This is a genomic window from Pleurocapsa sp. PCC 7319 (genome assembly GCF_000332195.1).
Classification (GTDB): Bacteria; Cyanobacteriota; Cyanobacteriia; order Cyanobacteriales; family Xenococcaceae; genus Waterburya.
This window is the reverse complement of sequence record NZ_KB235922.1, coordinates 1,264,520-1,285,544: the sequence shown is the minus strand read 5'-3', so window position 1 is coordinate 1,285,544 and position 21,025 is coordinate 1,264,520. Positions and strand designations below refer to the sequence as shown.

The 21,025-nt window shown below is 40.4% G+C and carries 15 protein-coding genes and 1 pseudogene; 10 read left to right on the top strand and 6 right to left on the bottom strand.

Annotated features, from left to right (window positions below; translation table 11 throughout):
- The first annotated feature begins 152 nt into the window (after positions 1 to 152).
- The 5 genes from PLEUR7319_RS0109790 (at position 153) to PLEUR7319_RS0109770 (ending at position 8,970) form a co-directional block, all read left to right on the top strand.
- Complete coding sequence (locus PLEUR7319_RS0109790) at positions 153 to 1,820, top strand: transglutaminase family protein (RefSeq protein ID WP_019505043.1); 1,668 nt, start codon at positions 153 to 155, stop codon at positions 1,818 to 1,820.
- A gap of 145 nt (positions 1,821 to 1,965) precedes the next feature.
- The gene (locus tag PLEUR7319_RS0109785) at positions 1,966 to 3,129 is read left to right on the top strand and encodes a GuaB3 family IMP dehydrogenase-related protein (protein WP_019505042.1); all 1,164 of its coding nucleotides are present in this window, start codon (positions 1,966 to 1,968) and stop codon (positions 3,127 to 3,129) included.
- A 474-nt stretch (positions 3,130 to 3,603) separates the two neighbouring features.
- Positions 3,604 to 5,025: a hypothetical protein gene (locus tag PLEUR7319_RS0109780; protein ID WP_019505041.1), complete on the top strand. Its 1,422-nt coding sequence runs from the start codon at positions 3,604 to 3,606 to the stop codon at positions 5,023 to 5,025.
- Between the two features lie 84 nt (positions 5,026 to 5,109).
- A complete protein-coding gene (locus PLEUR7319_RS0109775; protein ID WP_019505040.1) occupies positions 5,110 to 7,212 on the top strand; it encodes a hypothetical protein in 2,103 nt (700 codons plus the stop codon).
- 135 nt (positions 7,213 to 7,347) lie between these two features.
- The gene (locus tag PLEUR7319_RS0109770) at positions 7,348 to 8,970 is read left to right on the top strand and encodes an IS1634 family transposase (RefSeq protein WP_019505039.1); all 1,623 of its coding nucleotides are present in this window, start codon (positions 7,348 to 7,350) and stop codon (positions 8,968 to 8,970) included.
- Between the two features lie 20 nt (positions 8,971 to 8,990).
- Here PLEUR7319_RS0109770 and PLEUR7319_RS0109765 read toward each other — a convergent pair whose 3' ends face one another.
- The 5 genes from PLEUR7319_RS0109765 to PLEUR7319_RS0109745 form a co-directional block, all read right to left on the bottom strand.
- Positions 8,991 to 10,151: a Rieske 2Fe-2S domain-containing protein gene (locus PLEUR7319_RS0109765; protein WP_019505038.1), complete on the bottom strand. Its 1,161-nt coding sequence runs from the start codon at positions 10,149 to 10,151 to the stop codon at positions 8,991 to 8,993.
- Complete coding sequence (locus PLEUR7319_RS37975) at positions 10,152 to 10,532, bottom strand: cupin domain-containing protein (protein ID WP_019505037.1); 381 nt, start codon at positions 10,530 to 10,532, stop codon at positions 10,152 to 10,154.
- 136 nt (positions 10,533 to 10,668) lie between these two features.
- Positions 10,669 to 11,598, bottom strand: a complete 930-nt coding sequence (locus PLEUR7319_RS0109755) for an AraC family transcriptional regulator (protein WP_019505036.1) — start codon at positions 11,596 to 11,598, stop codon at positions 10,669 to 10,671.
- Between the two features lie 2 nt (positions 11,599 to 11,600).
- Positions 11,601 to 13,493, bottom strand: a complete 1,893-nt coding sequence (gene uvrC, locus PLEUR7319_RS0109750; protein ID WP_019505035.1) for an excinuclease ABC subunit UvrC — start codon at positions 13,491 to 13,493, stop codon at positions 11,601 to 11,603.
- Between the two features lie 151 nt (positions 13,494 to 13,644).
- Complete coding sequence (locus PLEUR7319_RS0109745; RefSeq protein WP_019505034.1) at positions 13,645 to 15,045, bottom strand: MFS transporter; 1,401 nt, start codon at positions 15,043 to 15,045, stop codon at positions 13,645 to 13,647.
- A 344-nt stretch (positions 15,046 to 15,389) separates the two neighbouring features.
- On the opposite strand from PLEUR7319_RS0109745, the gene rfbC reads away from it, so the two are divergent.
- The 4 genes from rfbC to rfbB all read left to right on the top strand — a co-directional run bounded on the left by rfbC (position 15,390) and on the right by rfbB (position 19,080).
- A complete protein-coding gene (gene rfbC / locus PLEUR7319_RS0109740; protein ID WP_019505033.1) occupies positions 15,390 to 15,935 on the top strand; it encodes a dTDP-4-dehydrorhamnose 3,5-epimerase in 546 nt (181 codons plus the stop codon).
- Positions 15,932 to 16,825 (top strand): dTDP-4-dehydrorhamnose reductase, encoded by an 894-nt coding sequence (gene rfbD / locus PLEUR7319_RS0109735; protein WP_019505032.1) that lies wholly within the window; start codon positions 15,932 to 15,934, stop codon positions 16,823 to 16,825. Before rfbC ends, rfbD begins: the two co-directional genes overlap by 4 nt.
- Positions 16,826 to 16,858: 33 nt before the next feature.
- Positions 16,859 to 17,932: a glucose-1-phosphate thymidylyltransferase gene (locus PLEUR7319_RS0109730; RefSeq protein ID WP_019505031.1), complete on the top strand. Its 1,074-nt coding sequence runs from the start codon at positions 16,859 to 16,861 to the stop codon at positions 17,930 to 17,932.
- Positions 17,933 to 17,994: 62 nt separating this feature from the next.
- Entirely contained in the window at positions 17,995 to 19,080 is a 1,086-nt protein-coding gene (gene rfbB, locus PLEUR7319_RS0109725; protein WP_019505030.1) for a dTDP-glucose 4,6-dehydratase, read from the top strand.
- A 29-nt stretch (positions 19,081 to 19,109) separates the two neighbouring features.
- On the opposite strand, the pseudogene tnpA reads toward rfbB, so the two are convergent.
- Positions 19,110 to 19,554 (bottom strand): annotated as a pseudogene (gene tnpA / locus PLEUR7319_RS39285) (IS200/IS605 family transposase).
- Positions 19,555 to 19,613: 59 nt separating this feature from the next.
- On the opposite strand from tnpA, the gene PLEUR7319_RS0109720 reads away from it, so the two are divergent.
- Positions 19,614 to 20,735 (top strand): RNA-guided endonuclease TnpB family protein, encoded by a 1,122-nt coding sequence (locus PLEUR7319_RS0109720; RefSeq protein ID WP_026102424.1) that lies wholly within the window; start codon positions 19,614 to 19,616, stop codon positions 20,733 to 20,735.
- The last annotated feature ends 290 nt before the right edge of the window (positions 20,736 to 21,025 follow it).

Genomic DNA, 21,025 nt, shown 5'->3' with positions numbered 1-21,025 from the left:
ACCTGTTGAAAAAGTGCTAAAGGAAAAGCTAGTTACTATTCGCTTATTGTTAGTTGCTAATGGTTACGTTAGTGTATCTTTATTGTTCAATATCGACACTAATATTGACGAAACAAATATAAAATTTAAAAAAATCCAACTTTTCTGACTATATGACCCCGAAACAGTCTAGTGCCGTTCAAGCCAGTAAAACCATAAGACCGATCGCGGCTAGTTCAATTTACGGTATTGTGTTTCACGAAGGCTTTGTTTGGGCACTCGATTCTCACAACGGTTATTTATTAAAGATCGATCCCAAAACAGAAAACACCACTATTTTAAATACTTACTATTGGTCAGATTTTTTAGGGGCAACGGGGTTAGCAATTACTGATAATATTCTCTGGTTTACCAATCGCGAATGTGTCTATTGTTGTTCGTTGGTAACAAAAGATTTTGAACCGCAATTATTTTTACGTTTAGATTACGACATCGATGGGATAGCTGTTTGGGAATCGACCATCTATCTTACCAGTCAAAAGTTAGGACAGATTTTAATTTACGATCGCGATCGCGCAACTAAAATTACTCACTTTTATGCTCCAGGAATTGGAGTCGAAAATATTACTGTCAAAGAAGAAGAAATCTGGCTGACCGATACATTAGAGCAAACTGTCTACTGTCTTGACCGCGGGACAGGAGAAACTATCTTTAGTGTACTGACTCCCTTTGAATCCCCTACAGGATTAGCTTTTGATACTGATAGTGAAACAGAACAAGAGACTTTATATGTAGCTTATGCTGAGCGTGAGATCTATATTCGCGATAATCCCAACGCCGAACCTAATTACGAATTACAGTATCGCGATAACACTTTTATTCATCCCCTTTATTTTCACTACAATCGCGAGGAAAAGTATGCCCTTTCCAATGGTTATTTAGTTGAAATGTCTTACACAGAGGAAATTTCTCCCCTCGATCCCATAGAATTAAATGACTTAGAATGGCGTATTGCTTTACCTGCGGAAACAGACAGACAGAAGATTAGAGAAGTTAGTGCGATCGGGCTACCCTTTACTGAACAGGTTAAAGACGGACAACGAATTGCTGTATTTAAGTTTGAGCACTTTAATTCTGAACAGCGTTATGTCTTTGGTTGGAAAGCTATTTTAGAAGTCTGGAGCATCAAATATCAGATTCAACCCCGCCATTGCGAGGATCTACCTCAACTTACAGAGGAATTTAAACAAAAGTACCTGACAGATAACGATAACCTGGCAATGGATACAGATATCATTCGTCAGGCTGCGTCAAGAGCGATCGGCAGAGAAACAAATATTTTGCGGCAAGTCTATAGTATTCGTAACTATGTTTACGACAAACTCGCTTATGGCATAAAACCCCATATCGATACTCCAGATATCGTCCTCAAAAGAGGGGTAGGCTCCTGTGGCGAATACCTCGGCTTACTACTGGCTCTGTGCCGTTTAAATGGTATTGCCTGTCGTACCGTTGGCAGATACAAATGTCCTGGCGATCCGCTGAAGAAAAATATTCCTTTACAACCCGACTACAACCACGTTTGGATGGAGTTTTATCTCCCTGGCTATGGCTGGCTACCAATGGAATCCAATCCAGACGATCTCTTTGAAGGTGGTCCTTATCCTACTCGCTTCTTTATGGGACTAGCTTGGTATCACGCAGAAATGGCCAAGGATACTGCTTTTGAAATGATCACTAGTGGAGGGGTAAAAATAGAGAAGGAAACCGTCTCCATTGGGGAATTAGCTCTAAATCATATCAGGTTTGTTGTCTTGGACGAGTTAAAACCTAATAACTGATATTTTTCTTGTTCGAGAAGTTTCAATCGACTGTGTTCTCATCAATTCATAAGTATTGATACACATTTTTAAGCTCTAATCAATTTCCAAAGAAGTATAAAATTTGATAGCCTATGCTAATAAGCTTTGGGAACGAATCAAGAGCGTGGAAATATCAATAGGTCGCGGAAAACAGGCTCGTAGAGCCTACGGATTTGATGAAATAGCACTTTCACCTGGAGTGCGTACTTTAGACCCCAGTTTGGCAAATACAACCTGGGAACTTGGCGGTATTGCCCGCGAAATACCTATATTGGCAAGTGCCATGGATGGTGTTGTAGATGTCAAAATGGCAGTATTATTGTCGGAACTGGGGTCAATTGGGGTTTTAAATTTAGAAGGGGTACAAACCCGTTATGAAAACCCCGAACCAATCTTGGAGCGAATTGCTTCCGTAGGAAAAGAAGAGTTTGTAGGTTTAATGCAGGAACTCTATGCAGAACCCATCAAACCAGAGCTAATCACTAAAAGAATTACAGAGATCAAAAGTCAAGGAGCGATCGCGGCAGTTAGTTTAACTCCCGCAGGAGCGAGCAAGTACGGCAAAACCGTTGCTGAAGCAGGGGCAGATCTGGTCTTTGTTCAAGCTACGGTGGTGTCTACCGATCATCTAGCTCCAGAAGCAATCTCGCCCCTCGATTTAGCTACCTTCTGTCAAGAGATGCCGATGCCTGTGGTGTTGGGCAACTGCGTAACTTATGAAGTAGCGCTGAAACTAATGAAGGCAGGGGCGGCTGCGGTGCTGGTTGGAATTGGACCTGGTGCTGCCTGTACTTCCCGAGGTGTTTTAGGTGTAGGTGTTCCTCAAGCTACTGCTACTGCAGATTGTGCTGCTGCCAGGGATGATTATCATGCTGAAACTGGCAAATATATCCCGGTAATTTCTGATGGTGGCATAATCACTGGAGGAGATATCTGTAAATGTCTTGCTTGCGGTGCTGATGCTGTGATGATTGGATCGCCCATTGCCCGAGCGGCTGAGGCACCTGGAGGAGATTTTCATTGGGGCATGGCAACGCCTAGTCCTGTATTGCCTCGTGGAACTCGTATTAAGGTGGGAACAACAGGAACAATCAAAGAAATCTTGGTCGGACCTGCCAAGTTAGACGATGGTACACATAATCTCTTGGGTGCAATTAAAACCAGTATGGGAACTTTGGGTGCGAAAGATCTTAAAGAAATGCAGCAAGTTGATGTAGTAATTGCTCCATCGCTCCTAACCGAAGGAAAAGTTTACCAAAAAGCTCAGCAATTGGGTATGGGTAAGTAAAGCGGCAGAGCCGCAGCTATAAGCTGTAAGCTGTAAGCCAATTATAAGAGGCTTTAACCTCTCCTAATTGTAGACCACCAAACTTCGTTTGCTGGGGGCATTAAACCCGATAGCTATAAGCCCTTCGGGTACTCTTCGAGAAGGCTCCGCCAACGACAGTTTCTTTAAGCGGGGTTCCCCCGCCAACGAACTGTCTCACTGTTAGCCGTTTACCAAGCGTAAACTTTAGAGCTTAAAGCTTAAGGCTTAGAGCTTAAAGCTTTTTAAGGTAAACGAATAAGGGATAAGGGATAAGGGACTACGTTAGGTAGCTAATTATTTCCTTAGCCCTCTACTTCCCTCTAAAATCTAATCAAAAGAAAATATTAAAGCAAAGATTTTCAACAATTTTGTATTAGTAAGATTGCTTATGATAGCTTAAGACAGTTTTAATGTCTGCAGTTATTTGGTTATCTACAATACGAGTAAAGCAATATGGCACGTAGCTCCTTACAGTTAAATAGCGAATGGATAACAAAAGTAGAGGAATCTCTGGCTACCCAGCAATTAACGCAACGCTCAATTGCTGAACGCCTGGAAATATCTCGTTCGTCGGTTTCTAAGTTTATCAATTGCAAGCCAATTGCCTTAAACACTTTTATTCGCCTGTGTCAGGAATTAAATCTCGACTGGAACGGTGCTTCTCAACCAGAGAGAGAATGGAACGATCAAATTGCCAGTTTCAAGTTTAAAAGCGATGACTTTAAGGTAAATCCAGGGGGGCAAATTTCTCCTGATGAGGTTGTTGGTAGGGAACAGTTAATTGAAGACCTCTGGGATAGATTAAGACAACAAAGCTTTATTTTTAGTGGTGAGAGAAGAATCGGTAAAAGTAGCATCCTTAAAAAGATGAAAGCCGAAGCACCAGAGGATATGTTGCCTATCTATCGCGACTTAGAAGGAGTCAGAACTCCCATTGATTTTGTGGAGGGAGTTTGGCAGGATACAGAAACATATTTAAGAGAAACAGGTAAAGCTAGGCGAGTCAGAGAGTTTCTCAGCGAATTAACAGGTAGCTATTTTAGTGCTTATCAATTTCCAGAAGTGGCAGAAGAGCATTGGAAAACTCTACTTACTAAGACCATTGAAGATGTAGTTACCTTGCAAAATAAGCAAATTGTCTTTATTTGGGATGAGATCCCTCATATGTTAGGTAATTTCAGCGATCAAGTGGCAATGGAACTCTTAGATATATTGCGATCGCTTCGTCAGACCTATCCTGATGTGCGGATGGTGTTTTCTGGCTCCATTGGGTTACACCACATTATTAAAAATTTGCAGAAAGCCGGCTACAGCAACGATCCTACCAATGATATGTATCCCGTAGATGGTCAACCATTGGCTCTAGAAGATGCGATGGAGTTAACCATTAGACTTTTGGAAGGAGAAGAAATACCCACTTTTAATCTGCAAAAAACTGCTGAAGAAATTGCCCTGGCTGTAGACTGCATTCCCTTTTATATTCATCACTTAATTAATCAACTTAAAGGTGCAACTAGTGAAGTGACTCAGGATGAGATTATCGAGACAGTAGATCAATCCTTACGTAGTCCATTAAATCTCTGGAAAATGGATCACTATCGCGAACGAATCGATAATTATTACAACGAAGAACAGAAGCCTTATGCTCTGAATATTTTAGATATTCTCTCAATCAATCCTCCCACCTCGTTTCAAAGGCTGTGGCAATATCTGCAAAGTGAACCCGATACTAGAGACAAAGAAACAGCCAGAACTGTCTTACGATTGTTAATGAAAGATTATTATTTAGTGCAAGAAGATAATCTTTCAGGCAGTTTATATACTTTTCGTTATTCGTTAGTACAAAAATATTGGCGACTAGCTCGCGGTTTATAATAACTATCTGGACTTATGTTGATTAGACATTAAACAACAGCTAAAAGCTAAAGGCTAATAGCTTTTAAATTAATTGTGCTTATTATGCCGCTTTGGATAGTTGGGACAACTCGCACAGGAAAAACCTCTCGTCTGGTAGCAGAGTTTTGTAACTGGGTGAGAAAGCAGTTAATCAAACCCAAACTGAAGAATGTTCCTGAGAATCTAGCCTCAGCCATTCTCGTTTTTGCTGCCAACAATAATAATCGCCGGGAATTAAATGACCGTCTTGTTCTCGCGGTCGATGGTACATATCCTGTAGTATGTAAAACTCCTGTCGGCTTTATCACTGACGAAGTGATGTTATTTTTTCCCTTGATTTTTGAAGAGTTAAAGCTCAAAGCTCAATTTCCTCTCAGGTTGCGCCCTGAAACTGAACAAGAATTAGCCACTCAGCTCTGGCGTAATCAACCAGATTGGCAAGATTTGTGTGCCATAGATAATGAGTATCGTTTGGTGCGCCAAACCTTAGATTTAATGCAGTTGGCAGGAGCAAGTGGTGTCCCAACAGAAGATATCCCAATGATATTGCATCAGGGTTTGTCAGGATTGGATCTAACTCAAGGAGATCAAAGTAATCTCTGGCAAAGAATGGGTGAATTGCTTGTACTGTGGCGTAAATGGTGTTTAGAAAGAGGTTTACTAACTTACGGTCTGATCTATGAACTTTACTGGCGCTATTTGTTGCCTAACCATAGATATCAACAGCATTTACAGCGTCGCTATCAGGCAATTTTTGCTGACGATCTTGATGATTACCCGGCGATCGCTCGTGACTTGTTTGAGCTAATGTTAGATCGAGGGGCTTCTGCTGTATTTACCTATAACCCTGATGGCAAAATACGCCTGGGCTTAAATGCCGACCCAGACTATCTAGAGGGTTTAGCTGCTCGCTGTGAGCAAGTAGAATTATCTATGCCTATCAATAGTAATTTGGCAGTTGAGTTTGCTGATACGGCAGTAGATTTAGTCACTGAAAGAGCTTATCTAATTACTGCACCAGATAGCATTCAGTCTTTACAAACGATCTCCCGCGCTGAATTACTCCGAAAAACTGCCGAGATTATTATTCAAGCCGTTCAAAAGAAGGAAATTGAACCTTCAGAAATAGCCATTATTGCCCCTGGTTTAGATGAAATTGCTCGCTATAGCTTCATAGAGATTCTCTCAGCCCAGGGTATTGCTATAAAACCTCTTAATGAACAACGCCCCATCATTAGTTCTCCTCTGGTCAGAAGCTTACTAACTTTACTTTGCTTAGTCTATGCTGATTTAGGTCGCTTAGTAGAAAGAGATTCTATTGCCGAAATGCTGACCGTATTTAGCCAAAAAACCCAAGCTGGGAAGTTAGTCTCCCAAATCGATCCAGTGAGGGCAGGACTAATTGCTGACTATTGCTATCATGTCGATCCTGAATCTCCTTATCTATCTTCTGTAGAAACCTTTCCCCGTTGGGATCGGTTGGGACATCAAGCCACAAATGCATACCAGGAAATAGTTCAATGGATTGAAGCAAGTAAAGAGCGACAAAGAAAACAAAGTTTTATCACGCCAACTATTCTATTATCAGAGGCAATTAAAGACTTTTTAGGTAATGGCAAATATCTGACCAGTGACAAAATAGCAGTTTTAAGAGAATTAATGGAAACCGCTCAACATTTCTGGGAAGTAGATCGCCGACTAAGACAAAATGAACCCAGTTTCCAAACCCAAACGACAACCACAGCTCAATTTATTCAACTATTACGTCGCGGTACAATTACCGCTAATCCCAGACCACTCAGCCAATTTCCCAGCAACTCTAATGCTGTGACCCTAGCTACGATCTTCCAATATCGCTCTCTGCGCTCGTCCCATCGTTGGCAATTTTGGCTCGATGCCAGTTCACCACTTTGGTCCCAGGGTGGTGCAGCCACTCTTTTTGCAGCTCCTTTATTCTGGAAACAATGGAACGGAAAAACTTGGATGCCCGAAGATGAATACGAGATGGATAAACAGCGTTTACAGCGTATTTTGCGAGATCTTTTAGGTCGAGCAGAAGCCAGAATATTTCTCTGTCACAGTGATTTAGGAGTTAATGGCACAGAACAAGCGGGAGCTTTATTGCCTTTAGTTCATGGAGCAAGTCAATTTATTAAAGTTTTGTAAAAAGATTGGTGATATTGCTATAGAGCTTTTCTACTACTGTATCGTCAACGCTTAAAATAGTTAGATTAATCGGGGATTTCGCAGGTTGAGGAATAAAGATAGGGTATTAAAATGAAGAGTTAAAATAACCTCTGAATGGATATCCAAGTTAAAAACTTAGACCACCTAGGTATAGTAGCAGGAATCGTTGACCAAATAGGATTAGTTGAAGAAATAGATAAGCAAATAGAGCAACATCCCCAACAAATCATCAGCACAGGACAAGTGGTGAAAGCTATGATTCTCAATGGATTAGGGTTTGTCAGTGCACCGCTGTACTTATTTAGTGAGTTTTTCGTTGGCAAAGCAACGGAACATCTTTTAGGAGAGGGGATTAAACCAGAACATCTGAATGATGACCGAATTGGAAGAGCTTTGGATAGCTTGTCGAATCAAGGATTAACGACCTTATTCACTAGCATTGCGATGTTAGCCCATCAAAGATTTAACCTTTTGACCAAGAGTCTACATCTAGATTCGAGTAGCTTTAGTTTGGAGGGAAGCTATGAAATAGAAACCGCAGATGAATCAACCGAATCAACCGAATCAATCGAATCCGTCAAGATAACTTACGGCTACTCCAAAGATCATCGACCAGATTTAAAACAATTCATGATGGATGTTATCTGTACAGGAGATGGAGATGTCCCCCTGTTTGTGAGGATAGGAAATGGAAACGAATCCGACCGTGCTGTTTTTGCTCAATTGATCGAGCAATTTAAACAGGAATGGAATCTGGATAGTATCTACGTTGCTGACAGTGCGCTTTACAGTTCAGCAAATATTCAACAACTGGGAGAGTTAAACTGGATTACCCTTGTCCCTCGAAGTATAAAAACCGCCAAAATCTTAGCTGAATCAATCGAAGGCGAGGTGTTGGTTGAGAGCAAAATTCCAGGTTATCGTATTGCATCATGTTGTTGCGATTATGGAGGAGTTCATCAACGTTGGCTAATTATTGAAAGTGAAAAGCGTCTTAATAGCGATCTCAAGCAACTCGAAAAGCGACTAACAAAACAACTTAAAATAGCGACAAGTGAACTTAAGTCACTGATGAGACAAGATTTTGCCTGTGCTGCCGATGCCAAAAAAGCGGCGGAAAAACTTAGCCGCAACTGGAAATATCATTCCTTAGAATTAATCGACATTGAGACTGATGCTCACTACACAAAGGCAGGACGACCTAGGAAAAATCAGTCTCCTGAACATTTTACCTATCGTATCAAGGCTCAAGTTGTTCCTGTAGATGAGGTAATTGAGATTGCCAGAAGACAAGCAGGAAGGTTTGTTCTCGCTACTAATGTTCTCGATGAGAAGATTCTGACTAATGATGAGATTTTAACTGAATATAAAGGTCAGCAAAGTTCGGAAAGGGGTTTCCGATTCTTGAAAGATCCTCTGTTTTTTACTTCGAGTGTCTTTTTGAATACTCCTCGGCGAGTGGCAGCCCTGGCAATGGTTATGGGTTTGTGTTTGCTAGTTTATACTCTCGGTCAACGTCAATTAAGACAAGTCTTAGCTCATTCCGAGCAGACTATTCCCAACCAACTCAAGAAACCCACCTCTACTCCTACACTAAGATGGGTATTTCAGTGTTTTCAGGCGGTTCATCTTGTTCATTTGAATCATCAAATACAAGTTTCTAATCTTACTGACACCCGACTGAAGATCTTACGGTTTTTTGGAAACCCTTGCCAAAAATATTATTTAATCTGCTGACTGACCTGCGAAATGTCCGATTAATCACCCCAATTTTGAAGATAATTGATTGCTAATTCAGCAGGGGTATCATTTTTGAGGTTAATTTTTTTGTTGAAGGTTAGATAGAGATCATTAAGGATAGATATATCTTCAATAAGTAAGCGATCGCGAAATATATTGGCTATTTTCGGAAATCCAATCAGTTTCTGCCACCAGCTAAATTCAAAATCTATGTAACTATCTAAACATAGTATGGTGCTATGAGGGGACTCTGGATATATAGTGACGATGCCTAAAACAAGCTGTCCTCTATAATCTAAAGTGATAACTGCCAGACTTGGTAAAAATGTATTGAAACACTGTACATATACATTGTCAACTAGCAAGCTCATCTTATTTCTTTTGGCATCTGGATCGTCACGTTTGTACTGAATTAGTTGCCAAGCAAGTTTATTTTCATCCTGAGTTAAATTATTTATTTTTATCTCTTGTGTCAGCATAGTATCCCGATGACTACCTGCAAAATGCTCCCCATCATGTATATTCCAAATAGCTTGGAGAATATTGCAATCAACTGATTCTGAGCGAGAATAAATATGCTTAAGTCCGTTTATCTGTAGTTGCGAATGGGATTTCGGTAGATAAGGAACATTACTATAATCGGGAATAGGTAGTTTTGGTTCAATTGGTTCAGAAACTAATTTTCCATCTTGTTCTTGCCAACTAAGTCCATAAGTCCAAACTAAACTATCAACAATTTGTAACGGTAATACTTGCTGTATAGCTTGATTGGAAATATTACCATCGATAATTACTTTACCATCGCCTAAAAATTGGACTTTATTACCGTGATAAGGACAAGCTAAACAGTTATTTCCCTGAAAATCTACAATATAACCGCCTTTAGCTAGATTTGCTCCAGCATGAGGACAAATATTGTCTAAAGCATTTAAATTACCCGATTCATCTTTCCAAATTACGTAATCATGATCGAGAAGAGTAATTAGTTTAGGTTGATTAATTTCAAAGCTGTCATATCTTCCTAAACACCAAGGCGCACCTTCATACATTTGAGTTTGTGTTTGGGTGTTAGTTTCAATCACGATCGCTGGTATTCTTTTTGCAATGTTTTCACCACCAGTATGAAAAGTTTGCTGGATAATTAGCTTGTAAATTCTGCGTATTTTTGGATATTCCAACTATTTGTTGGGATTGTCTTTGGTTGAATGCTGATTTCCTTCTGAAGAAGTAATGAACATTAGCTTGACGCCATGTTCGGAAAATTGCCGATGCCAAACTTCTTTCGGAACAGTGAATATATCGCCTGCTGAAAGAGATATTTCAGTTCTATTTTCCTTTGCTAAAAGAGTAACTTCCACATTACCGTCAATAACTTGTAGATATTCATCATCAGGATGAAGTTCCCAAGGGGTTTCCCCAATAAAATTCACCATTCCATATATACATTGATTAAATGTTCCCAGAAACCGCATTGATTTTTCTGCATCATTTTCGCTCGTTTTGTCAGCAATTTGAAGTTGCTTCAGGGTTTCTATTTCTGAAATGTTGGTAACATTCATAATGTTTAATTTCTTGATTCAGTGAGTCACAGATTTATTATGACAAAATTCAAACAAACAGTACAAAACTACTCAAAAAATTTACTATCTAAGGAAATTTCTAAATACTCGCTCTGGAATCAATATAATAACTGCGCTAGTTTTTTCTCTTCTTAAACTGTTGTGAAAAAGTTTTGGGCGTAACACCCATTAGACGTTTGAAATGACGATGAAGATGACTTTGATCTACAAAACCTACTTGAGTTGCTGTCTCGGCAATAGATAATCCCTGCTTGAGTAAGCCTTTGGCTCGTTCGATACGACAGCGAATAACATATTGATGGGGGGTAATGCCCGTCGTTTCTTTAAAAAGCTGGGAAAAATATTGGGGACTCATTTGTACCACAGTTCCTAATTCTTTTAAACTTAAGTCGCGATCTAGATAAGCATAAATATAGTCAATTACTTGTTGTAATTTATATTTAGGTAGCTTTCCTGCTATACATTCAGAAAGATTTGGGCGATTAGTTGAATAATGTTCTAGTAAATGAAGAATGAGGGCATTAATTAAAGTCTCGGCATAAAGACGACTGCTGGTGCCATGTTTAGTTAAAACGGATTTAAGTGCTACTCCAATCTGATAAATAAGGGGATCGGGAGTTGCAAACTGAGGCAAAAGTTCAACACAGTCAGGATCGACTACTTCGTAAATAGTCTGAGCAAAAACTGTAGGATTGATCGCGATGGTAAGTGCGCCACCTTCGTGATTCCATGCTACTTGATGACTTGTGTTGGCAGGGACAATGACACAATCTCCTTGAATATTTTGTTCTCGTACTAAACGTCCGTTAATAGTTCTTTCTGTTTGAACAAATGATGGCATATTAGTATAAATTCCCAGACAATGTTGTTTGACTGAAATTTTAGGTATTTCTCCTGGAGGATATTGATCGTAGGCAATTACTAGATCGTTCCAGCCAACGGACATACTAGAAACAAGAGGCGATCGCTTAAAAATACGTTTATAACCTTCTTCTTTTTCCTTAGAAAAATTAATCGAGAGAGAAGGCTCTAAGTTGTTCTGCATCTTCAATTTAGGTTTGGATGAAAATAATTATAAATTTCCTGAGCTAAATTTGGTCCGATCCCAGACACTTCAGTTAACTTTTCCACGGAAGCCTCACGAATATAATCAATAGAGTGAAAATGAGCTAAGAGTTGCTTTTGACGATGGAAACCTAAACCAGGAATTTCTGCTAAGCGCGATCGCCTGCTACTTTTTAGTCTCTGTTGACGATGGAAACTAACAGCAAACCGATGGGACTCATCTCTTACCCGTCTTAGTAATTGAACTCCAGGTTGTTCAGCATCCGTATCTAAAGGCTTAGACTCTCCTGGTAAAAAAATTTCTTCTCTTTTTTTCGCCAGACTAACTACTTTGACTACTTCTAATAGGTTCAGATCTTGCAGTACTTTAACCACTGAAGATAATTGTCCTTTACCACCATCAATCATCACTAAATCTGGAAAATCCTGATCCCCACCTCTCTCCTTTGATAAGGGGGGAATTTGCGCATACTTGCGAAAGCGACGACCAAGGACTTCTGCCATACTAGCAAAGTCATCAGAGTGTCCTATTTTGACATCGGGGTTTTTAATTTTGTAATGACGATAATGTTGTTTTGCGGGTACACCATCCACAAAAACAACCTGAGAAGCGACAGCATTTGATCCCTGGACATGGGAAATATCATAACCTTCGATTCTTTTAGGTAATTCAGATAAATCAAGAATAGCTGCCAAATCTTCTAATGCTTTATAGTTGCGATCGCTTACTCGTTGAGTTCGTTCTAATTCATAGTTGGCATTACGTTCTACCATTTCGATTAGTTCAGCCTTGATTTGTCTTTGGGGATTAACTAAGCTAACCTTTCTACTTTTTTTATTACTCAACCAGTCCGTTAATATTTCTCCATCAGGTAATTCATGTTGTACCAGAATTTCGGTGGGGATTTCTACTGCCTCCACAGTGGAATAATGTTCCTCCAATACCCGTTGTAAAATTGCCCCAGGTAAACCAGATTGAGCATCGGCAAAGAAACCCAAACGCCCTACTAATTTACCTGCACGAATTTGAAATAATTGAATACAGCAGTGTTTATCGTCCGCAGCCAAAGCGATCGCATCACGGGAAACAGTATCATCGGGTAAGGAAACTTTCTGGTCGGCATTAAGACTGTAGAGGGCTTTGATCTGATCGCGGAATTTAGCCGCTTTCTCAAATTCCAATCTTTCTACCGCCTTCTCCATCTGGGATTCTAGAGTATTAACTAATTCATCACTCCGACCCTGAAACACCATCGCCACTTTTTGGACGATTTTATGATATTCCTCAGGAGTAATTAAAGACTGACAAACTCCAGGACATTTACCTAGATCGTAATTAAGACAAGGACGATCTTTAAACAAGGGCTTACGACGTTGACGTAGAGGAAAAACACGCTTAATTATATGCAGAGTATAACGCAGTAGACGAGTATCTACATAAGGACCATAATAGCGATCGCGCTGCTTAGTAGCCCGACGCTTACGAGTAATAAAGATGCGGGGATAGTCTTCTGACCAAGTAATGCACACATAAGGATATTTTTTATCATCCTTAAGCAATACATTATAGTAAGGTTGATGTTTTTTGATTAAGTTGGCTTCTAGTGCTAAAGATTCAGCTTCCGTATCGGTGACAATAAACTCAATCTCCGCTACTTGACGCACCATCATCGCGATTCTGTCGCTTAGTTTTTGAGCAGAGCGAAAATAAGAACGAACACGCGATCTCAATTTCTTGGATTTACCAATATATAAAATATCGCCATTACCACTGCGCATGAAATACACTCCTGGTTCGGAGGGTATCTCCTTCAGGCGAATTTCTAGCTGTTCTGGTTCTTTTAGTAATAGTTTCGTTTCTGTCGATGCTGTCATAGGTTATGAGTTAATCCCTATGATGATGATAGAAAACTTTGACCGAAAAAGCTGCCAGCTCTTAGCCTGTTACTAGAAGTATAATATTGCCACAAAGAACTCTACAATGCTCACAATTCTGTCAACTAAATCTTCAAGTTGACGAGAAGATTCATGACTCTTGAGGATTTCGCAACGAGATGAGTAGAAAAATAATGGTCAGAGGGATTCCTGAAAAAAAGTATAGTCCCAAGCGATAACTGCCAAATAGTTCATTAAATATCGCTAGGAGGGATGGACCAGTTGCGCTGGCAATCACTAGAGTCATCATTTCAACTCCAGAGATCGCACCAAGGTGTTGACGCCCAAAATAACGCGGCATAGTTACTGCTGATAGTGTCCCAAAACATCCACCACTGATACCCAATCCTACAATCGCAACTATCCGCAGCACCGCACTATCTAAGTGTGCCATACCGCTAATCCCAAAGGCTTCAAAGATCATCATACCGATAAACAAGACCCTCAATTGGGTTCTATCTGAGACTATACCCATAAAATAGCTTGTCAGCATCGAAAAAATGGCGATGGGTAAAAAGATGGCAACAGTCTGTTTTTGCGGCAACCCCACAGAAGCACCGATATCCACAATATGAAAAGTAATACCAGTTATGGTCAGAGCTTGAGATGCCAGAGCCAGTGTGACAGCCCAAAATGCAAGCGTCCGCAGAGCTTCTGATCTTGTGAAGTCGCGAGTAGGAGAAACGTTACGTTGAGATGTTTTCGATACTGTTGAATGCTCAGATGGGGTTGATAAGGTATTGGGTGAATCAGAGGATTTAGTTGCAGGAGTAGTAACTGGAAAACCGGCAGCGACAGAAGCGGAGGAAAGTCCATCCATTACCATGCCACACTCTTCTGGATTATCTCGATAAAATAACCAGCCAATTGTTCCCATGCCAAGACCAACTAGTACCGCTAGACTTAGCCATGCTCCACGCCAACCAAATTGATCGATAAAAAAGCTAAGTAGCAGAGGCGCCGCTGAAAAACCACAGGATACAAATACACTAGCGGTTCCCGATGCGATACCTCGACGACGATTAAACCACTTACCAAGGGTGGTGCGACTTACCATCGTTAACATCCCTTGACCACTAAACCTTAGGCTGATAAAGCCAATACACAAGAAGATAAAGGCGATCGCTCTAGAGGAGTTAAGGGATAATGCAGCGCTTGTCCATTGAGCTAGGCGATCGCTCATACTTAGATAAATCAGTGTTATGGACAGCCAAATAGATGCACCTATCACTACCAAGCGAGCCCCAAACCGATCAATAAATACGCCTCCAAAAGGTAATAGTAATCCGCTGGTAAGGGTACCAATAAGATAGGCATTACTTAGGGTTAATCGGGATAGTCCAGTGGCGGCAATCAAGTGATCGGTAAAGACACTCACTCCAGCAGTCTGACCAGGAATGCTCATGATAATCCCGATGGTGGTCACTACCAAAATTACCCAGCCATAAAAAACTGGGAGGGTTTGAGGCTGAAACGGAAAATCTGGCTGCATAGCGGGAGTTTGATTAAGGCGATGAAGTATCGCCTTAAGCGGATGTAAATACTTAGCCTGTGATGGGTTACGGAAAAATCTCAGAATGACCTACCTGTGGACTAGCGCCATAGTAAACTAAAGGGTAATGGTGTGCCCATATGTGAGTGTGCCATTATTTTCAATAAATTACGAGTTCCCTAGTATAGCTACTATTGATTGTTAGCTTCAAAACAAAATTCTCAGTAATTTTTCTGAATATTATTTATCAAATGCTATGTTATCGTGATGCAGTCAGATAACACTCCGTTAATATACGGCAGAATTATCTCTAAAGGCTGAGTAGAAGTTAGATAAAAAGCTTCATGGATATCATTCAAACAAATATTCCCGATGTTTTAATCATTGAACCCAAGGTGTTTGGTGATGATCGCGGCTTTTTTATGGAAAGCTTTAACGAAAAAACTTTTAAAGCGAAAACTGGAGTTACCAGTACATTTGTGCAAGATAATCACTCTCGCTCGGCTAAAAATGTTTTGCGAGGATTGCACTATCAAATTAAACAATCTCAAGGAAAACTAGTCAGAGTAGTCTTAGGAGAAGTATATGATGTAGTGGTGGATATCCGTAAAAGTTCACCAACTTTTGGACAGTGGAGTGGTTGTATTCTCAGTGAAGCAAACAAGCGACAGCTGTGGGTGCCACCTGGATTCGCTCATGGCTTTGTAGTATTGTCTGATATGGCAGATTTTCTCTATAAAACTACCGATTATTATGCTCCTGAATACGAACGTTCGATTCTGTGGAACGATCCGCAACTTAATATAGATTGGCAAATAACAGAAGAGCCAATCTTGTCGGCGAAAGATCAGGCAGGTAAACCTTTAGATCAAGCTGAGGTGTTTGCGTGACCAAGATATTATTGACAGGAATTACAGGGCAAGTTGGTCAAGAGTTGCAACAGACCCTTACTTCGATAGGAGAGGTGATAGGTGTTAATCGTCATGAACTTGATTTAGGTCAACCAGACCAAATTCAACACAGGATTGCAGAGATCAAACCTCATGTAATAGTTAATGCTGCTGCCTATACCGCTGTGGACAAGTCAGAAACCGAAACTGAATTGGCTATGGCAATTAATGCCGAGGCACCCAAGGCGATCGCTCAAGTAGCTCAAGATATCGGTGCCACTGTGGTTCATATCTCAACCGACTATGTATTTAATGGTCAAAATCATACTCCTTATTTAGAGACAGACCAAACCGATCCTTTGGGTGTATATGGTAATTCCAAACTTTTAGGAGAAGAAGGGGTTAGAAAAAACTGCGATCGCCATATCATTCTCCGTACTGCTTGGGTATATGGTTCCAGAGGACATGGTAACTTTATCAAAACCATGCTCAGATTGGGAGCAGATAGAGAAGAATTGAAGGTAGTTGCGGATCAAATAGGTAGTCCTACTTGGTCTTACGATATTGCCGTAGCGATTACTCAGTTACTCGAAAAATATCTAAATAATTTAGCAACGGATGGGACTTATAACTTTACCAGTAGTGGGGTTGCTAGTTGGTACGATCTAGCTGTGGCTATTTTTGCTGAAGCGAAACAACTGGGGTTTCCCTTGAAGATTAAAAGAGTCTTGCCAATTACTACAGCTGAATATCCGACCCCAACTCAACGTCCTGCCTATTCGGTTTTATCCAAAGTCAAAATTACGGAAACATTAGGAGTTTATCCTCCCCATTGGCGAGAATCTCTCAGGAAAATGCTATCTGAATGGCGATCTCTAAAAGATTACTAATTACTAATTACTGATTACTGATTACTGATAAAAATGAAAGCGATTATTCTCTCTGGTGGTAAAGGTACAAGGTTACGTCCTCTAACTTATACAGGTGCAAAGCAGCTCGTTCCCGTAGCTAATAAACCAATCCTTTGGTATGGCATTGAATCCATTGTGGCCGCAGGAATTACGGAAATTGGCATTATTATTAGTCCAGAAACAGGGGGAGAAGTACAGTCGAAGACAGGGAATGGCGATCGCTTTGGAGCACAGATTACTTATATTAAGCAAGAGCAACCTTTAGGACTTGCCCATGCGGTAAAAGTTGCTCAACCTTTTTTAGGAGACTCGCCTTTCGTGATGTATCTAGGAGATAATTTGGTTCAAAGTGAGTTAGACCTATTCTTAGATAAATTTAAATCTCAACATTTAGATGCTTTAACTTTACTCTGTGAGGTAGAAAATCCCAGTGCGTTTGGGGTAGCTAAAGTTGATAGTGACGGTAATGTACTGGAACTGATTGAAAAACCGAAAAATCCACCTTCAAATCTGGCATTAGTGGGAGTTTATTTATTTTCTCCAGAAATTCATCATGCGATCGCGAATATTCAGCCATCGGCCAGAGGTGAATTAGAAATTACGGATGCGATCCAGTATCTTATTGACAAGCAAAAGAGTGTGGCATCTTTTCAGCTATCAGGATGGTGGCTCGATACAGGGAAAAAAGACGATCTTCTGGCAGCCAACCAAATTATTTTAGATACTTGTTTAGAGTTAACCATTGAGGGGGCAATAGATGAACCAAGTAAAATTAGTGGTCGAGTTCACATAGGAAAGGGTTCTCAAATAATCAACTCTATGATTCGTGGACCTGTAACCATTGGTGACAATTGTCAGATTACTAATTGTTTTATTGGTCCTTACAGTAGCATTGCTGATAATACGACTCTGATAGACATTGACTTAGAACATAGTGTGATTCTCCAAGGAGCAACTTTAGAAGGAATTAACGATCGCATTGTCGATAGTTTAGTCGGGGAAAGGGCACATCTTAAAGCTGCACCCCAACGTCCTAAAGCATTGCGTTTTATGGTTGGTGATGACTCAACGATTGAGTTAACGTGAGTTGGGTAATCGAAAGCTGAGAGCTGAGAGCTTTGTTTAGTAAGAGGTAAGAAGTAATTTTTATGCAACAGGACAGTAATAGAACCCCCCGTAAAATATTGATTACCGGAGGAGCAGGTTTTATCGGCTCTAACTTTGTCCATCATTGGTGTAAAAGCTATCCAAGCGATCGCGTAGTGGTTTTGGATGCCTTGACCTATGCGGGGAACAAACTGAATTTGGCTAGTTTGGAGAGTAATCCTAACCTAAAGTTTGTTCAAGGAGATATTTGCGATCGCACTTTAGTAGACAATCTTTTAGAGTCGGAAGATCTTGATACGGTAGCTCATTTTGCTGCTGAATCTCATGTAGACCGTTCTATCTTAGGACCTGGAGCTTTCGTACAGACTAACGTAGTAGGAACTTTTACCTTGCTAGAAGCCTTTCGTCAACGCTGGAATAAACGAGAGCAACCCCAGAGCGATTGCTTTTTGCACGTTTCCACAGATGAAGTATATGGTAGCTTAGAAGCTGATGATCCAGCCTTTACAGAAACAACCCCCTATACTCCCAATAGCCCTTATTCAGCTTCAAAAGCAGGAAGCGATCACTTAGCTCGGGCATATTTCCATACCTACGGTATGCCTACTATAATTACCAACTGCTCAAATAATTATGGTCCTTATCATTTCCCCGAAAAGTTAATTCCTTTAATGTGTATTAACATTCTGCTGGGTAAACCTCTGCCTGTATATGGTGATGGACAAAATATTCGAGATTGGCTTTTTGTTGAAGATCATTGTCGCGCTCTAGATATCGTGATTCATCGCGGTAAACCAGGCGAAACCTATAACGTAGGTGGCAATAACGAAGTCAAAAATATCGACTTGGTGAAACAACTATGTGAACTGATGGATGAGCTGGCACCAGATTTACCTGTTCGCCCCGCTAAAAAATTAATTACCTTTGTCAAAGATCGTGCTGGACATGACCGTCGTTATGCCATTGATGCGAGCAAAATTAAACGAGAATTAGGCTGGACTCCTCAAGAGACAGTAGCAGGAGGTTTACGGCGTACTGTCGAATGGTATTTGGCTAACCGTGACTGGTGGCAACCTTTACTAAGTGACGAATATAAAAGTTATTATCAAAAAGTTTACAGCAAATGAAAGCCCACGTCATTCATGCGTGGGATGGTCTAACCACGAGTTTTTTGTTGAGCGATATCTCTCTCGATCATAGCCAATGAAACATTTCCTGCGGTTGAACAGAAATAGCTTAAGCGTCCACATTGAAGGCATTTTTAGTAATTAGGTAAATTCTTGTTTCAAGTATCTAGCAGTATAGCCTTTAACTTTGTGCATCACTTGAGATGGCGAAATTGTGGGTGAGCAGTTTAAAAAAGCATGAACATGGTCGGGCATCACTTCTAATGCCACTACGATTAAGTCACTATCTTGGCAAGCTTCGTGTATCAAAACTTTTAGTCGCTGTTCGATTAATCCTTAGAGTACTTTTCTACGCCGTCTTGGACACCAGACAAAATGATAGTTAATCAATGTAACTGAAGTATTTTTGAGGGCGCGTGGCTGTGGATTCGCCGCAGCCTTTATGTCGCCCGTATGCCGATATTCTTGTCCCATATTATGTTTTAAGCGTGTCTTTTGGATTGTACAATAGACACATACCACAAGGGCACAACGTGAAGACTTATAAATTCAAGCTTTACCAACATAAGCGAAACAGGCATTTGCATCGCACAATTAATGCAGCGGGACACGTATACAACCACTGCATCGCGTTGCATAAACGCTACTACAGCTTGTTTGGCAAGCATCTGAATAAAAATAAGTTGATGAAACACATAGCCCAACTCAGGCACAAGAATGAGTACTGGCAACTGGTAGGCTCTCAAGCCGTACAAAATATCGTGCAGCGTATAGATAGAGCATATCAGCTATTTTTCAAACATCATCAAAGGGGAGTTAGACCGCCAAATTTTAGAAAAAGAATAAAGTACAAATCGTTCACATTGAAACAGGCTGGCTATAAGTTTCTAGACAGTAATCGCTTGAGAATAGGGAAACGCATTTTCAAGTTCTGGAAAAGCCGAGAGATTGAAGGGAAAATTAAAACGGTCACTATTAAACGAAATCCCCTAGGAGAGCTGTTTGTGTTTGTAGTGACAGACTGTGCAGACCAAATATCAGCAATCATGACAGGTAAAAGTGCGGGTTTTGATTTCGGTCTCAAGGTTTTTCTCAGTTGCTCGGATTCTACAGAAGTCAAATCACCATTTTTTCTTAAGCAATCTTTGAAACAGCTCGCGTCTGCTAGTCGTAAGCATTCTCATAAAAAACGAGGTTCAAACAGCAAAGAAAAAGCTAGGCAAAATCTGGTCAGAGTGCATGAAAAAGTAGTCAATCGTCGCGCTGACTGGTTCTGGAAATTAGCACATCAGCTAACGGATAAGTTGGATTATCTGTTCTTTGAAACTCTTAACCTCAAGGGGATGCAACGACTATGGGGAAGAAAAATTGGCGATTTAGCATTAGCTCAGTTCCTAAAAATCTTAGAATTTGTAGCAGAAAAGAAAGGCAAAATAGTTAGCTATATTGACCGTTGGTATCCAAGCACTAAAACTTGTTCCGAGTGTTATTTTGTTATAGATAAGCTAGGTTTGAACGAGCGTTATTGGGTTTGTCCGAGTTGCTCTACCAAGCATGGACGAGACTCAAACGCTAGCCAAGTAATTTTGAGAGTCGGGGCTTCGACTCTGAGGGTAGGAAATGTCAGTCTGTCTCAGACAGCAATTTCCGCTTGAGCCTCGAATCCCACTGCTTCTAGCTGTGGGAGTAGGTCAATCTTGAATTAGGGCGACTCATTAATTTGAGGGCAAATTAATCAAAATCAGTCTGAAAGGTTAAGAACTTCCTAGCAGTTGATAACCTAGGAATTCCTATAGACCTGTAAAATTAACTTTATATTTTCCTAATGTTTACTGCTTTTGGGGAGAAAATCTTGAGATTGCCTCAAAACGCTTATCTACTGGTGTTTAGACTAAAACAGTAAACTAAACCATAGCTCATGATGGTGATGTAATTAGGAGTATGT

Bases quoted from the DNA above. Each gene is read 5' to 3' on its own strand.
- PLEUR7319_RS0109745 (WP_019505034.1), bottom strand. From the start codon at position 15,045: ATGCAGCCAGATTTTCCGTTTCAGCCTCAAACCCTCCCAGTTTTTTAT.
- PLEUR7319_RS0109790 (WP_019505043.1), top strand. From the start codon at position 153: ATGACCCCGAAACAGTCTAGTGCCGTTCAAGCCAGTAAAACCATAAGA.
- rfbC (WP_019505033.1), top strand. From the start codon at position 15,390: ATGGATATCATTCAAACAAATATTCCCGATGTTTTAATCATTGAACCC.
- uvrC (WP_019505035.1), bottom strand. From the start codon at position 13,493: ATGACAGCATCGACAGAAACGAAACTATTACTAAAAGAACCAGAACAG.
- PLEUR7319_RS0109780 (WP_019505041.1), top strand. From the start codon at position 3,604: ATGGCACGTAGCTCCTTACAGTTAAATAGCGAATGGATAACAAAAGTA.
- PLEUR7319_RS0109755 (WP_019505036.1), bottom strand. From the start codon at position 11,598: ATGCAGAACAACTTAGAGCCTTCTCTCTCGATTAATTTTTCTAAGGAA.
- PLEUR7319_RS0109770 (WP_019505039.1), top strand. From the start codon at position 7,348: ATGGATATCCAAGTTAAAAACTTAGACCACCTAGGTATAGTAGCAGGA.
- PLEUR7319_RS0109730 (WP_019505031.1), top strand. From the start codon at position 16,859: ATGAAAGCGATTATTCTCTCTGGTGGTAAAGGTACAAGGTTACGTCCT.
- PLEUR7319_RS37975 (WP_019505037.1), bottom strand. From the start codon at position 10,532: ATGAATGTTACCAACATTTCAGAAATAGAAACCCTGAAGCAACTTCAA.
- PLEUR7319_RS0109775 (WP_019505040.1), top strand. From the start codon at position 5,110: ATGCCGCTTTGGATAGTTGGGACAACTCGCACAGGAAAAACCTCTCGT.
- rfbB (WP_019505030.1), top strand. From the start codon at position 17,995: ATGCAACAGGACAGTAATAGAACCCCCCGTAAAATATTGATTACCGGA.